The sequence below is a fragment of the Mesorhizobium sp. M1399 genome, from assembly GCF_040317735.1.
Taxonomy (GTDB): domain Bacteria; phylum Pseudomonadota; class Alphaproteobacteria; order Rhizobiales; family Rhizobiaceae; genus Mesorhizobium.
Window position 1 is genome coordinate 89424 of the sequence record NZ_JAMYKZ010000004.1, and the last position, 12305, is coordinate 101728.

The 12305-nt window shown below is 61.8% G+C and carries 11 protein-coding genes and 1 tRNA gene; 7 read left to right on the forward strand and 5 right to left on the reverse strand.

The features are described from left to right. Positions 1 to 9: 9 nt before the first annotated feature. The 4 genes from NKH05_RS07535 to NKH05_RS07550 all read right to left on the reverse strand — a co-directional run bounded on the left by NKH05_RS07535 (position 10) and on the right by NKH05_RS07550 (position 4358). Positions 10 to 321 carry an antibiotic biosynthesis monooxygenase gene (locus NKH05_RS07535; protein ID WP_352640270.1) on the reverse strand — a complete coding sequence of 104 codons (312 nt, stop codon included), beginning with the start codon at positions 319 to 321 and terminating at the stop codon, positions 10 to 12. A 932-nt stretch (positions 322 to 1253) separates the two neighbouring features. Then, a complete protein-coding gene (locus tag NKH05_RS07540) occupies positions 1254 to 2156 on the reverse strand; it encodes an ankyrin repeat domain-containing protein (RefSeq protein ID WP_353025216.1) in 903 nt (300 codons plus the stop codon). Between the two features lie 312 nt (positions 2157 to 2468). Beyond that, positions 2469 to 2545: transfer RNA gene (locus NKH05_RS07545), tRNA-Arg, on the reverse strand. A 325-nt stretch (positions 2546 to 2870) separates the two neighbouring features. Beyond that, positions 2871 to 4358 (reverse strand): sensor histidine kinase, encoded by a 1488-nt coding sequence (locus NKH05_RS07550; RefSeq protein WP_023718217.1) that lies wholly within the window; start codon positions 4356 to 4358, stop codon positions 2871 to 2873. Positions 4359 to 4693: 335 nt separating this feature from the next. Between NKH05_RS07550 and rpmH the strand changes: the two genes are divergently transcribed. The 5 genes from rpmH to yihA all read left to right on the forward strand — a co-directional run bounded on the left by rpmH (position 4694) and on the right by yihA (position 8481). Then, complete coding sequence (gene rpmH / locus NKH05_RS07555; protein WP_008833937.1) at positions 4694 to 4828, forward strand: 50S ribosomal protein L34; 135 nt, start codon at positions 4694 to 4696, stop codon at positions 4826 to 4828. A gap of 23 nt (positions 4829 to 4851) precedes the next feature. Beyond that, on the forward strand, positions 4852 to 5205 hold the full coding sequence (gene rnpA, locus NKH05_RS07560; RefSeq protein WP_352856012.1) for a ribonuclease P protein component: 354 nt from the start codon (positions 4852 to 4854) through the stop codon (positions 5203 to 5205). 13 nt (positions 5206 to 5218) lie between these two features. After that, positions 5219 to 7042, forward strand: coding sequence for a membrane protein insertase YidC (gene yidC / locus NKH05_RS07565; protein WP_023718215.1), 1824 nt, complete (start codon positions 5219 to 5221; stop codon positions 7040 to 7042). Between the two features lie 144 nt (positions 7043 to 7186). Next, positions 7187 to 7825 (forward strand): CatB-related O-acetyltransferase, encoded by a 639-nt coding sequence (locus NKH05_RS07570; RefSeq protein ID WP_352591267.1) that lies wholly within the window; start codon positions 7187 to 7189, stop codon positions 7823 to 7825. Beyond that, positions 7822 to 8481, forward strand: a complete 660-nt coding sequence (gene yihA, locus NKH05_RS07575) for a ribosome biogenesis GTP-binding protein YihA/YsxC (protein ID WP_031193748.1) — start codon at positions 7822 to 7824, stop codon at positions 8479 to 8481. The genes NKH05_RS07570 and yihA overlap by 4 nt, the downstream gene beginning before the upstream one ends. A 21-nt stretch (positions 8482 to 8502) precedes the next feature. Here the strand turns inward: yihA and NKH05_RS07580 are convergent, their stop codons facing one another. Then, positions 8503 to 9252, reverse strand: coding sequence for a TetR/AcrR family transcriptional regulator (locus tag NKH05_RS07580; RefSeq protein WP_353025217.1), 750 nt, complete (start codon positions 9250 to 9252; stop codon positions 8503 to 8505). Positions 9253 to 9395: 143 nt separating this feature from the next. On the opposite strand from NKH05_RS07580, the gene NKH05_RS07585 reads away from it, so the two are divergent. Together NKH05_RS07585 and NKH05_RS07590 are read left to right on the forward strand one after the other, a co-directional pair. After that, a complete protein-coding gene (locus NKH05_RS07585; RefSeq protein WP_352539957.1) occupies positions 9396 to 10574 on the forward strand; it encodes an HlyD family secretion protein in 1179 nt (392 codons plus the stop codon). 67 nt (positions 10575 to 10641) lie between these two features. Beyond that, positions 10642 to 12195, forward strand: a complete 1554-nt coding sequence (locus NKH05_RS07590) for a DHA2 family efflux MFS transporter permease subunit (protein ID WP_352588947.1) — start codon at positions 10642 to 10644, stop codon at positions 12193 to 12195. Positions 12196 to 12305 lie beyond the last annotated feature (110 nt).

Consider the following 12305-nt stretch of genomic DNA (forward strand, 5'->3'; position numbering starts at 1 on the left):
ATGCGAACACTACACCGACCTGCCGCCGCTCCTGCCGTCCGTTTCGAAGACGGCCTCGCCGGAAACAGCATCCGTATATCCGCCTTCAAGCTGCTGCAACGTATGCCGGAACCGATCAAGATTGCCTAGCATTTTGGGCCGAGCATCGACCATGTGCTGGAAAGTGTCCCACTCTCCAATCGAAAAGAAGGCGCCATCTCCGGATTTGATGAGAGCCATTTTTCGCAATCCCTCGAAATTGCGCGGAGCGCTGCTGAACAGTTCGACGAATTCGTCTTCACTTCCCGGCTTGACCTGGAAGCGGACGCTGTTGAATGCCATCATGTATGCTCCCCCCGTGAAAGACCTGAAGAACCTCGAATGCGCGAAAGCCCTAAGGCACCTCAAACCCTCAAACGAGCGTATCGGAAAATCGGAAGGTTGGCTTCAGCCATCTCACGCCGAACGCCTGTTCCTGGCGATGTTTGTTAGGAAGAGGACGACACTCGATCTCAATCGCGCGCCCTGCTGGCCAGCAATGAAACGCGCTGTTAACGCCGTTCGCGGGTGACAGGATGTTGGCCGCAGGTCAAACGTGTAGTCTGCATCTGGCTGTCAGTTGCGGAGGCGGAAATGAATTTGCTTCGGATTGCGCTCTTGTGCACGGCCATGATCGACCTTGGAATGCCTACCGTTCGCGCTGAGGATCGGCCTGTGCCGCCGAACAACAAAGCCGCAACAGTGCAGCCGCCCGTTCATTGTGAAGGCCAAAACTGTCTCCCGCCGGCGAAAGATCCCGTGCAGGAATGCACCGGCCAGGATTGCACGCCAGCGCCGCCGACTGAACCGGGTCCGGAGATCAAGCAGGCCGACTGAGTCGGCATCAGCAGACCATCCCCTCTTTTGGCAGGGATGGCGCTCAGCCCTCGCGACCCTCCGACCACCGGCGCCGGTCACGGTCATAGTCGGGCGGCTATGAGCTCACCGCGCCCGAGAGGCCCCATGAGGCGGGCCGTGCATTGGATTGATGGCGCGCCCGAAGAGGATGAAACTGGGAACTCGTATGTTATTGCTGCGCCTATCGATTTCTCAGATCACCGCTCGGAGCCGAAGGTCCGCCTTGCGCGCCATAAACTGTCCCTTGCCACCCCTGAACAGCCAAAATCGGATCCAACCGGTCATTCGTCAAGGGGAAGCGAAGTGACCTCCATGCAGAATTCGAGCGCTCATCGGCGTTGGGCGCAATCCGGCCGCGGCCCTCCTGGGGCTAACGTTCAGGGCAGCGGGATCGGCTTGTCGCTGAGTGTGCGCAAGTAGGCGATCAGGTCGACCCGTTCGGTCTCGTCCGGAACACCAGGCGTCTCCATGTAAACGCCCGGCGTGGTGAGCATGGGTCCGAAGAGATATCTGTTCAGATCCTCGTACGTCCATACACCCTCCCAGTCGAGCAAAGCGTCGGAGTAACGCATTTTTGCCACAGACGCCTTGTCGCGACCGACGACGCTCCACAAGTTGGGTCCCGTCTTGGTCGCTCCCTGTGGCTCGGCATTGTGGCAACCGGCACACAGGCGGGTGAAGTAGGTTCGGCCTTTCTCGACATCGGCAGTAGCCAACTTCATCGAGATCGGAGCTGGTGTTGGCAAGACGACGCCGTGCGACATGAGATAGTCAGCGACTTCGCGTTGCCTCTTGAATTTTGCCAGATGGAGCGGCGTCTTGCCGTCCTTTGTCTTCGCATTCACGTCCGCGCCGGCCTCGACGAGTGCCTTCACGCAGTCGAAACAACCGAGATTCACCGCGATGTGGATAGCGTTTTCGCGGCTGCGCTTCGAATTTGGATTTGCGCCCCCATCCAGCAACAGATTGATCAGGTCGATCCTGCGTTTTGCCAAAGCCGGCATGAGCGCAGGCCCCAAAAGCGGCGTCGGGGCGGCGTTAACGTCGGCACCGCGTTCCATGAGCAGTTTTGCCGCCGCAAAATGCCCGCCCCTAACCGCAAGATAGAGTGGTGTCGCGCCCCCGTCGCTCTCATCGACGCCGGCACCAGCGTCGAGCGCTGCCGTGATCCCGGCGACATCGCCCTTCATGGCGGCGTCGTGGATGGAGGCGGCATGCGATACAATCGGAATGTGTAGAAGCACCAACAGAATGAAAGGCAAGAACCCGCGCATTAGCATCTCCCAAGGCAAGCCTGAGGACCCGGCACGATTTCAAGAAGGGCGAGGTTAGTACGAATGCTCGATAGCGGCAACGCACGTGTGATCGAGTTCGCCGCCCCCGGGGGGGCGGCGGCAGCGCATGCAGTCGCCTGCATGCAAGGCGGTCCTAAACATCAGCCGACCAGCCGTGGCTCATCCCCCAGGAGAAGTCGTTTCTCAGCGCCGGGAATCCCGCAGATTTGCCGGTAACCGCTAAAGCGCCACCACGATGGCAATGATGAGCGGCTAAGCGGTCCATCGATGCCGGTGGATTGGGATGTACATTACAAATGGCGCGCCCGAAGAGATTCGAACTCCTGACCCCCAGATTCGTAGTCTGGTGCTCTATCCAGCTGAGCTACGGGCGCGCAACAGGCCATGCTTTGCATAGCCCCGCGATCCGATCCTGGCGACCGGCCGCGAATGTGAGCTGTTCCCTAGCGACTGAATTTGCGAAAAGCAAGCCGATCCTGGCCAAAAGTTTTGCCGTCACGTTTTGCCGTCATGCGCCGGCCGGCGAAGGTAAGATCGCGTCACGCGGCGGCCGAGCCGATAGGTCGTCGTCTTGGATCGGTCATTTGCCAATCGGAACGGTCCGTAACGAAACAAGCCGTTGCACGGCGGCCGAGCCGATGACTCTTAGTCCCGGACCAACCATTTGCGAATTGAAACGGTCCGTAACGAAACGGTTCGTTACGCCGGGCGGCGCAGGCCATTGCGGGCTTGGTCGAGCCGGACCGGCTGGTCGGGAATGGTGACGGCGAATGTGGTGCGGCCGCCGATGCTTTCGACCAGCTCCACCGTGCCGCCATGGGCGCGGATCAATTCATGGGCGATCGCCAGGCCAAGGCCGGTGCCGCCGCTGCGGGCCGAGCCGCGAAACGCCGCGAACAGGTTTTCGCGCGCCTTCGGCGGCAGGCCGGGGCCGGTGTCGGTGACGACGATGCGGCTGACGCTGCCGATGCGCTCGGCCGATATGGTCAGGCGGCGCACTACGGCGCTCTCGGTGTCCGCCGCCATCGCCTGCACGGCGTTGCGGCTAAGATTGGTGAGCACGCGGAACAGCTGATCGGAATCGGCGTCGACCTCGAGCACCGGATCGACGGCGTTGACGAATTCGATGCCGCATTCGATGTCGAGCAGGCCCTGGACGTCCTCGACCAACTGGCGCAGCCGCAGCCTGCGACGCGACGGCGGCGGCTCCTGGGTGCGGCCATAGGACAGCACGCCTTCCGAATAGGACACGGCGCGATCGAGCGCGCGCAGCAGTTTTGGCGCGAAGGCCTGAACAGTCGGGTCCTTTACCTGGCGCAGGCGGTCCGACATCAGCTGCGCCGAGGCAAGGATGTTGCGCATGTCGTGGTTGATCTTCGACACGGCCAGGCCGAGATCGGCCAGGTGCTTCTGCTCGGTCAGCATCTTTTGCAGCCGCTCCTGCATCTGCGACAGCTCGCGTTCGGCGACGCCGATCTCGTCGGCCCGGGCGGCGGGGTGAATGATGCGACCGGGATCGTCGGGCGCCTCGGAAAAGGACAGCATCGAGCGCGTCATCGTCCTGATCGGGCCGATCATGATCAGGTCTATCGCGGCGTAGACCAGCATGGCGGTGAACAGCGAAATCAGCAGCGAGACGAAGGCGACGTTGCGCGAATAGATCAGCATGGCATTGCGCAGGCGGTGGTCGGGCATGATCAGCTCGAACTCCTTGTCGCTGTCGCCGACCGGCCCGAAAACGCGCAGCATCCTCTTGCCGCCGAAAAACAGCGTGTCCAGCGCGCCGGTCATGCCCTTGATCATGCCGACATTGGCGATATCGATATGCTCGTCCACCTGCGGCGGCATTTCGGCCACGACCAGCAGCCGCGAGACGCCGCCGTCGCGCACCGCGATCGCCTTGGCGCCGATCGCCATCAGCACGTCGTTCTGGGCGGCACGCGACAGCGAGGCAGGTTCGCCCTGCACCAGGACGATGGAAACAGCAGCGGCAGTACTCAGCCTCTCCTTCAGCCAACTCAGCCGGTAACTGGCGATCCAGGGCACGAAGATGAGGATTTCAGCCAAGAGCACGAAGACGATGGTGAGCAGCAGCAACTTGGTCGACAGGCCGCGCGCCAAGGGCACCCTGCGGGTGGCGGCCTTCGCCTCGGCGATGCTTTCGTCGGTTGCTGGGACTTCACTCATGCTCGTCGTCACGGCTGCCTGTCATCACGGCTGCTTGTCTTAAGGACTGCTTGTCTTCACGATCGCTTGATCGGGTGAGATTAGGCGATTGCGGCTTTTTTGCCAAATTCATCCTTGATCGAAGCCGGACAAAGGGCCGCAAGGACTTCCCTGCCAGTCCGACAACGCCGGCCCGACAGGCTGGATTGACTTCCAAAACCCTTCTTTCTATAAGCCCGCTCACGCTCGGGCCATTCGTCCCGGCGCGGTTTCGATCGCGCCAAAACCGGCCCGGCAAAGCTCCTGTTACAAAGTGACAGAATCAAGAAGGGCCGCACCCCGCGGTATTTAAACAAATGAAGCGTACTTACCAGCCGTCCAAACTCGTCCGCAAACGCAGGCACGGTTTCCGCGCCCGCATGGCAACCAAAGGTGGCCGCGGCGTCGTCGCAGCCCGCCGCAACCGCGGCCGCAAGCGTCTCAGCGCCTGAGCACCAAGCGAGAGACAAGATCGTTGCCCGCAACCGGCAAGCCAACGGGTGCCCATCCCAAGCGGCTTCTGAAGCGCGCGGAATTCCTGGCCGTCCGCCGTGGCGAAAAGCGCCGCGGGCGGCTTGTCCTCGTCGAGGTTCTGGGCCGCGGCGACTGCGAAGCGCCGCGCGTCGGCTATACCGTCACCAGGAAGGTCGGCAACGCCGTCGTTCGCAACCGCATCCGGCGGCGGCTGAGAGAGGCCGTGCGCACGCATGCCGCGGATGACATGGCGCCGGGCAATGATTATGTCATCGTCGGGCGCGAAGACGTGCTTACCACTCCGTTTGGCCAGTTGAAGGCCGAACTCTCCCGCAGATTGCGTGGAACACGATAGGCCAAGGGCTTCGATGGAAAACAACCGCAACTTCTTCATCACCATCGCACTGTCGGTGCTGATCCTGGCGCTTTGGCAATATTTCTATGTGATGCCGCGCAGCGAGATGCAGCGCGAAGCCGCCCGCATCGAAGAGCAGCGCGTGGCGGAGCAGAAGAAGGCCGCCGAAGGCACCAGTCCGGGCGCCAGCGAAACACCGGTACAGCCCGGCGCCATTCCGAGCGCGCCTGGCGGCGATGCGGTGACGCCGGCCGGCCGCGACCAGGCGATTGCCTCGACCAGCCGCGTCAAGATCGACACGCCGAGCCTCGAAGGTTCGATCAACCTCACCGGTGCGCGCCTCGATGACCTCCGGCTCAAGCATTACAGGGAGACGGTCGACAAGACCTCGCCCGAGATCGCGTTGCTCAACCCGGCGTCCCTGCCGAACGGCTATTTCGCCGAGATCGGCTTTTCTGGCGCGCCGGATGTGGGCACGCTGCCCGGCCCCGACACGGTCTGGCAGACCGACGGCAAGGCGACGCTCACACCGGCGACGCCGGTCACGCTGACCTTTACCAACGACAAGGGCCTGACCTTCAAGCGCACCTTCTCCGTCGACAGCCAATATATGTTCACCGTATCCGACACGGTTCAGAACGGCGGCTCGGCGCCGGCGACGTTGTCGAACTATGGCCGCGTTACGCGTTTCGACAAGCCGGCCATCGCCAGCACCTATGTGCTGCACGAGGGCCTGATCGGCGTTACCGGAAGCGAGGGCCTGCAGGAATACAAATACTCCAGCGTCGAATCGGACAAGGAATACAAGCCAGGCAAGTCGACCGACGGCTGGCTGGGCATCACCGATAAGTATTGGGCGGTGACCCTGGTGCCGCCTAGCGGCCGCGAATTTCAGCCCAAATTCTCTTATTTCGAGTTCAAAAGCGGGCCCCATCCGCACAGCTACCAGTCCGATTTCCTGTCCGATCCCGTCACGGTCGCTCCCGGGCAATCGACGACCGTGGAGTCGGAGATATTCGCCGGCGCCAAGGAAGTTTCGACGATCAACGCTTATGAAAAGGACCGTCATATTCGCCAGTTCGACCTGCTGATCGACTGGGGCTGGTTCTATTTCATCACCAAGCCGATGTTCTGGCTGATCGACACGCTTTACAAATTCTTCGGCAATTTCGGCCTGGCGATCCTCGCCACCACCGTCATCGTCAAAGCGCTGTTCTTCCCGCTCGCCAACAAGTCCTATGCGTCGATGGCGAACATGAAGAAGGTGCAGCCCAAGATGCTCGAGATCCGCGAGAAATACGCGGACGACAAGATGAAGCAGCAGCAGGCGATGATGGAGCTGTACAAGACCGAGAAAATCAATCCGCTCGCCGGTTGCTGGCCGGTGGCGTTGCAGATCCCGGTGTTCTTCTCGCTCTACAAGGTGCTCTACATCACCATCGAGATGCGGCACGCGCCGTTCTTCGGCTGGATCCAGGATCTGGCGGCGCCGGATCCGACATCGATCTTCAACCTGTTCGGGCTGATCCCGATCACCTTGCCGCACATGCTGATGATCGGCGTCTGGCCTCTGATCATGGGCGTGACGATGTTCCTGCAGATGCGCATGAACCCGACGCCGCCGGACCCGACGCAGGCGGCAATCTTCACCTGGATGCCTGTGATCTTCACCTTCATGATGGCGGGTTTTCCGGCCGGCCTCGTCATCTACTGGGCCTGGAACAACACGTTGTCGATCCTGCAGCAGGGCGTGATCATGAAGCGGCAGGGCGCCAAGATCGAATTGTGGGACAATCTGGTCGCGCTGTTCCGCAAGAAACCGTCGCCGGCGGAATAGCCGGCGCTCCGATAATGAGAAACCAGAAAGCCCCGGTTCGTCCGGGGCTTTTTGCACAAGCTGCCGGCCTGGATTAAGCGATTGGTACTGCGGGACGGATCGCGCTATTTTGACCTGCCTGGCAGGTGCTCGACGGAGCTCGATATGACCGGACCCAATCCATCGATCAAGCATCCGATCCCGTTGCACACACGCGTCGGCTTTCTGAAACCGCTGGTGACGGCGCCTAATATCGAGATCGGCGACTTCACCTATTATGACGACCCTGACGGACCTGACAAATTCGCCGAAAAATGCGTGCTGCATCATTATCCGTTCATCGGCGACAGGCTGGTCATCGGCAAGTTCTGCGCCCTCGCCGAGGGCGCGCGTTTCATCATGAACGGCGCCAATCACGCCATGTCCGGCTTTTCGACCTATCCGTTCAATATCTTTGGCCACGGCTGGGAAGAAGGCTTCGACCCGGCGACATGGTCGAAGGAGGTGCGTGGCGACACAATCGTCGGCAACGACGTCTGGATCGGCATGGAAGCGGTGATGCTGCCGGGCGTCAAGATCGGCGACGGCGCCATTGTGGCGGCAAAGTCGGTGGTGACGCACGATGTGCCGGCCTATGCGATCGTCGCCGGCAATCCGGCCAAGGTGGTGAAGATGCGCTTCGATGACAGGACCATCCGGCGGCTGCTGGCGCTGGCGTGGTGGCACTGGCCGGTGGAAAAGATCAGCCGCAATCTCGATGCCATTCGTGGCAGCAACATTTTTCTTCTGGAGGCAGCGGTTTGAACGCGTTGAACAAGACCACGATCGGCATCGAATTGTTCACGCGAGCCTGGATCTTCATCCGCGGCGTGCCGGCGATGAAATTCCTGCCGCCGGAGGGTCCACCCGAGATCGCCTTTGCCGGCCGCTCCAATGTCGGCAAATCGTCGCTGATCAACGCGCTGGTCAACCAGAAGGGGCTGGCGCGCACCTCCAACACGCCGGGCCGGACGCAAGAGCTCAACTATTTCGTGCCGGGCGGATTTTCGGGAGAAGGCGCCGATCTGCCGCCGATGGCACTGGTCGATATGCCGGGCTATGGCTACGCCACGGCGCCGAAGGAAAAGGTCGACGAGTGGACGAAGCTCGTGTTCGACTACCTGAAGGGCCGGGTGACGCTGAAGCGCGTCTACGTGCTGATCGACGCCCGCCATGGCATCAAGGCCAAGGACGACGAGGTGCTGTCGCTGCTCGACAAGGCGGCGGTGTCGTATCAGATCGTGCTGACCAAGACCGACAAGATCAAGGCGGCGGGGGTACCACGGCTGATCGAGGAAACGCTGCAGAAGATCAAGAAACGCCCGGCGGCCTTTCCCTTCGTGCTCGCCACGTCGTCGGAAAAGAGCGAGGGTCTCGAGGAACTGCGTGCGGCGATCGTGCTCGCCGCCAATGGCGGATAGGCCACCGACCCTGGCAGCCTGTCAGGCGGGGCTGGAGGCCCGTTCCTGCTCTGCAAGCTGTTCGGTGCCGTAGGCCTTCAGGAACACATCGACGCCCGACCTGACGATGTGTTCGATCTCGGCCACACTTGGCGCCTTGGTGCGATAGGCGAAAATGCACTGGCGGAAAAGACCGGCCAGACACAGCTCGGTGAACTGATAGGCGGCAAGCTCGACGTCGTCGATTTTCAGCAGGCCGCGTTCGATAGCCATGTTGAGGAAAACGACGACCCTGTCATGGCCACGCTTCGGGCCGCGTTCGTAGAACCGGGCACCAAGCTCCGGGATGCGTTCCGACGCGCCGATCACCGCCCGCTGCGCCAGGATGACCCTCGCCGAAGTGATCTTCATGGACAGCACGATGCCGAACTTCACCAACGTCTGGCGAAGGTCGCCGATCTGGTCGAGCACCTCATACATGTTCTTGAAAATCGTGCCGCGCTCTTCCTCGATCAGCGCTTCGAAGAGCTCTTCCTTGTTGGCGAAGTAGACATAGATGGTGCCCTTGGACACGCCGGCCTCGCGCGTAATGTCGTTCATCGACGCGGCTTCGAAGCCCTTTTCGATGAAGACACGGCGCGCACCGTCGATGATCTGGCTGCGCTTGACCGGGTCTTGACCCGCGGCCGGGCGGCCGCGCGGCAGACTGTCCAGCAGATCGCACTGGTCCTTGCCAGCGCTGGGCAATGAGCCTGAACCAGGCAAAGGAGCGGCCTTGGGGACTTCGGCCATAATGTCACACCTCGTAAAATAATTCGAACCATCCGGTTCGATTGCTCTTGATATGGTCCTCTTTAAGCGCTAAGTCAACGTCGAGATCGAACCGAACGGTTCAGTCTGACAAAATTCAGCGCCAGTTAATTTAGAGAGATATCATGTCCTCGAACGCGCCCACCAGTGCCGAAGTCCGCCCCTTCCCCAGTGCCAAGGTCCAGCCTGCGATCGAAGCGCCGGAAACCCCTCTCAAGCCCGCCGACGTCACCCCGCTGGCTCCCGCCAAGAAGAAGCGGTCGATGCGCTCGATGTTGCTGCCCATCATCGGCCTGGCCCTGCTGGGCGCCGGCGCCTGGTATGGCTATGATTACTGGACCGACGGGCGCTTCATGATCACGACCGACGATGCCTATGTCCAGGCCGACACCGCGTTCATCTCGCCAAAAATCTCGGGTTATGTCGATCAGGTCAAAGTGACCGAGAACCAGCAGGTGAAGGCCGGCGACCCGCTGCTGATCGTCGATGACGGTGACTACAAGATAGCCGTTGCCCAGGCCGAGGCGCAGATCGCCACGTTGAGCAAGACGCTCGACCGCATCGATGCCCAGACCGAGGCGGCGCGCGCCTCGCTCAAGCAGGCGCAGGCGCAGAAGACCGCCGACCAGGCCGCGGCCGATAATGCCAAGCGAGCTCAGGTTCGTGCCGCCCAGTTGCTCAAGACCCGCGTCGGTACCCAGGCCCAGTTGGACGATGCCCAGACGGCGGTCGAGCAAGCCAATGCCGCACTAGCCGGCGCCGACGCGCAGATCGCGGCGGCTCAGGCGAATATCGGCGTGCTCCAGGCGCAGCGGGCGGAATCGGCAAGTACGCTGGGCTCGCTGCAGCTTGCCCACGACAAGGCGGTGCGGGATCTGTCCTTCACCGTGCTGCGCGCACCCTATGACGGCGTGGTCGGCAACCGCTCGGTCGAGCAGGGCGACCTGATCAGCCCCGGACAGAAGCTCGCCGTCATCGTGCCAATGGACAAGCTCTACATCGTCGCCAACTTCAAGGAGACCCAGCTTGCCCGGCTGGTGCCTGGTGAAAAGGTCAGAGTGTCGGTCGACGCGATCGACGGTCAGGACATCGAGGGTACCGTGTCGTCGCTGGCCCCGGCTTCGGGAGCAGTGTTCTCGCTGCTGCCGCCGGAAAACGCCACAGGCAATTTCACCAAGGTGGTGCAGCGCGTTCCGGTTCGCATCGACGTGCCCGCGGATGTGCTGAAGACGGGCAAGCTGCGCGCCGGCCTGAGCGTCGTCGTCGCCGTCGACAGCCGCACGGCGCCTTCGGCATCGAAGTAAAGCGGAACCGGGAGCAAAGGTCATGGCGACCGCAACCCTAACTGCAGGATCGGCGCCGACGCCAGCCATGCCGGCGCCGGTTGACCACATCTCGACACGCCGCGTCATCGCCTTCCTGGCAATGGTGTTCGGCATGTTCATGGCCATCCTGGACATCCAGATCGTCTCGGCCTCGCTGGCCGAGATCCAGGCGGGCCTGAGCGCCAGTTCGGACGAGATTCCGTGGGTGCAGACGGCGTATCTGATTGCCGAGGTGGTGATGATCCCGCTGTCGGGCTTCCTCAGCCGGATGCTGTCGACGCGGGTGCTGTTCACAATCTCGGCGGCAGGTTTCACCGCGGCCAGCGCGCTGGCGGCGACCGCAACCAATATCGACCAGATGATCGTCTACCGCGCCGTGCAGGGCTTCATCGGCGGCGGCATGATCCCGAGCGTCTTTGCAGCCGCCTTCACCATCTTCCCGCCGTCGCGTCGCGCCATCGTCTCGCCGATGATCGGCCTGGTGGCGACGCTGGCGCCAACCATCGGCCCGACCGTCGGCGGCTATATCAGCCATGCCATGTCCTGGCACTGGCTGTTCCTGGTCAACGTCGTGCCCGGCATTCTGGTGACGACGGCCGCCTGGTCGCTGATCGACTTCGACAAACCCAATCTCAAGCTGTTCAGCAAGTTCGACTGGTGGGGGCTTGCCGGCATGGCCGCCTTCCTGGGCTGCATGGAATATGTGCTGGAGGAAGGTCCCAACAACGACTGGCTGCAGGATCAGGCGGTGTTCATCTGCGCCGTCATCATGACCTTCGGCGCGGTGCTGTTCTTCTGGCGCGTGTTCACCGCCGAGGAGCCGATTGTCGATCTGAGGGCTTTCAGCAATATCAATTTTGCCTTCGGCTCGCTGTTCTCCTTCGTCGTCGGCATCGGCCTCTACGGTCTGACCTATCTTTATCCGGTGTTCCTGGGGCGGATCCGCGGCTACGATTCGATGATGATCGGCGAGGCGCTGTTCGTCAGCGGCCTGGCCATGTTCTTCACTGCGCCGATCTCCGGCATCCTGTCGAACAAGATGGACCCGCGCATCATGATGATGATCGGCTTCTTCGGCTTCGCCACGGGGACCTGGTGGATGACGCATCTCACCGCCGACTGGGATTTCTATGAACTGCTGATCCCGCAGATCCTGCGCGGCTGCTCGATGATGCTTTGCATGGTGCCGATCAACAACATTGCGCTCGGAACCTTGCCGCCGGAGCGGCTGAAGAATGCGTCTGGCCTGTTCAACCTGACCCGCAATCTCGGCGGCGCCGTCGGCCTGGCAGTCATCAACACCGTGCTGATCGACCGCAATGCCTTCCATTACGCCAGGCTCTCCGAGCACGTGCAATGGGGAAGTGCCGCTGCGCAGCAGAAGCTGCAGAACATGACGCTCAACTTCGAGCAGACCGCCGGGCTCGACGCCTCCAAGGCGGCCATCTCCAAACTGTCAGGCATGGTCCAGCAGCAGGCGTCGCTGCTGTCGTTCATGGACGTATTCTTCATGCTGACGGTTTTGTTCGCGACGCTTGGGCTCTTCACCCTGGTGATCCGCAAGCCAGCCGCTCAGGGCGGCGGTGGCGGAGGCCATTGAGGCGCGCTGGATCCCCCGCCTGGCGCCCTCGCGCATGACCCCGAAAAGCGATTTCGGGGTCATGCGCAAAATCAACCATTACGAAGTCTTGGAGCGGCGGACACTCCACC